The organism is Ruminococcus sp. (assembly GCF_016283395.1).
The window spans coordinates 1-2,277 of record NZ_JAEEMU010000029.1 but is presented as its reverse complement, the minus strand read 5'-3'; the positions used below and the strand labels follow the sequence as shown (position 1 = coordinate 2,277).

The 2,277-nt window shown below is 42.9% G+C and carries 3 protein-coding genes; 2 read left to right on the top strand and 1 reads right to left on the bottom strand.

Features of this window, described 5'->3' with window-relative positions; translation table 11 throughout:
- Positions 1 to 733: adenosylmethionine decarboxylase (speD, locus tag QZZ41_RS00565; RefSeq protein WP_295066705.1), on the bottom strand; the 733-nt coding region annotated here is incomplete at its 3' end.
- 599 nt (positions 734 to 1,332) lie between these two features.
- Here speD and QZZ41_RS00560 point away from each other — a divergent pair.
- Together QZZ41_RS00560 and QZZ41_RS00555 are read left to right on the top strand one after the other, a co-directional pair.
- Entirely contained in the window at positions 1,333 to 1,575 is a 243-nt protein-coding gene (locus QZZ41_RS00560) for a hypothetical protein (protein ID WP_295066703.1), read from the top strand.
- Positions 1,553 to 2,277: hypothetical protein (locus tag QZZ41_RS00555; protein ID WP_295066700.1), on the top strand; the 725-nt coding region annotated here is incomplete at its 3' end. The genes QZZ41_RS00560 and QZZ41_RS00555, both read left to right, overlap by 23 nt.

Here is a 2,277-nt window from a genome sequence, read left to right as displayed (position 1 = left end):
CTATCATCTCCCGCTGGAGCGCATTGGTTATCTCAAGTCTGCGTCTCGGCGGAAGCTCGTTTACATCTGTATTGAACTGGTAATTCTGAAGGTCAAGCTCCTTTATGAGCATCTTTGTGTGGAACATATTTGCCTGATAGACATTTATATCCACAGCATCGTATTTATCCAGTATCTTCGCGTCGATATAATTCTGTATGGAAGTTATATCGTGGTCGATAAATAGCTTTTCACCGTCAAGATTACGTGTAAATCCTCTTACTCTGTAATCCATAGTGATGATATCCGAATCAAAGCTTCCGATAAGATAGTCCAGCGCAGTAAGCGGTGTAATCTTGCCGCAGGTGGCAACATCTATATCCACACGGAACGTAGCGATAGACGTATCGGGGTGAAATTCGGGATAGGTATGAACTGTAACATGGCTCTTGTCAAGATGTGCCACAGTCTCAGTACCGCCGACAGGTATCATAGTATCATCGGCGATAAGGAAGGTAGCCGATGCGCCCTGAGGATCATAGTCCTGACGGGATACGCTGAGCACCTGTGCTCCTATCATCTCGGTTACATGAGTCATTATATCCGTTATACGCTCAGAGTTGTACTGTTCATCAACATAAGCGATATACTCCTGCTGTGAACGTGCTGTCTTGGCATAACAGACATCGTATATATTAAAGCTAAGCGACTTTGTAAGGTTGTTGAACCCATAAAGCTTCAGTTTATTCTCCATAAAACCACACCTTTAAACAAAAAATGCACACAAAAGACCTTACCAGCCATTGTGTGCATGAAATATCATTGCGGTGCGCAGAAACTTCATTTACGGTTTCAGAGTCTATACAAGCAAGTACTACCTTTTACTACTCTTATTGACCTTTCACAAGCTGATGAGAACTTATAAAAACTTTATCGACATACAGTCGAATCAATAAGGCAACAGAAGTTGCCAGCCGAAAAATCGGCGGTCGGCATTTGACCCGGCTGTCCGTATGGCCTCGACTCCAAAAAGGAGTGGTCAATAGTCTTGCTCCGAAACCTAAGCTTCTTTTGCAATTCAGTTTATTTTATCATATTTTCATGTTTTTGTCAATACTTAAAACCGCTTTTTATCCCTGTTTTTCATTTGAGCGCACACAAAAAACAAGGAACGCCGAAAACAGCGTTCCTTATCTTCATTATAAGTTTTTTACAATTATGCAGGCTGCTCATTATGCATATAAACGAATATCCTGTATCGTTTTCCGATATTCAATGGTTTTCCGTTGAAAAAACGGGTTTTTCAGCCCCTTTATGAAAGTACTTTCAAAGAATTTTTCAGGAGGTAAGAAAATGCTTACAATATTAAAAGAAAAGTTTATGAGCTTTAACGGTGAGAGATCACTTGTTATCGCAGAGCTTGCAGTTGATACAAAGACCGAGCTCCCAGCCGAGAACGGAGTTGACGGGAGACTTATCTCACAGGGCACTATTGCATGGGAGATAAGCACAGGCGATCTTTACGGCTTCGGCGGCGACGGAAAATGGGTTGATCAGGCAACAGGCGAAGTGTATGATCCAACGGACGGAGAATGATGCGATGCTGCGTGAATTACTATTTGCAAACAGAGGAGCAGTTACCGATGATCTGAGAACCCTTATGGTTTCAAGAAAGATCAATTTTGGTGTACGCGAGCTTACACGGGCACTTCCGCTCCGTTTCCGTTCCAACGGTACATCTTTGCTCGACTGGAGAATAACAGGAGCAGCAGGCGGAGTCGGAAAGCTCGGAAAAAACTACCTTAAACTAAAAACCGACCCTATCCCTAATGGCGCAGCAGGAACATGGCTTGCATATGCACCTGGTTTTGTGAATGCTGTCAATGGATTTACCGTTAACAGCGGAAATGCTGCTCGACTTCTTTTCCAGATAAGACATTATGGTGACTACGCTGTCCAGCCCTCACACGTTGGCGATATTATGATGACAGAGGGCTCAACTATACCGACAGCCTATGATGCTGATACTACAATGTATAAGCAGGGCATTATGCAGGGCAATATCGTGAACCATGACGCCACAGCTCCGAGAACTGTGGGAGTAACACAGGAGCTTTACTGTGGTGACGACGGCGGCGGTGGAACTAACAATTATATTATTTCACCGTCTAATATAGCAATACGCTGTAAAACTTATTCTATACCTGTAAAACCTAATACTGATTATTCAGTAAGGGTGTTTAATTCTTCTTACAATGATATCGAGTTCTATACCTGCTATTATTCAGAACCGGGTAC

Bases quoted from the DNA above. Each gene is read 5' to 3' on its own strand.
- QZZ41_RS00560 (WP_295066703.1), top strand. From the start codon at position 1,333: ATGCTTACAATATTAAAAGAAAAGTTTATGAGCTTTAACGGTGAGAGA.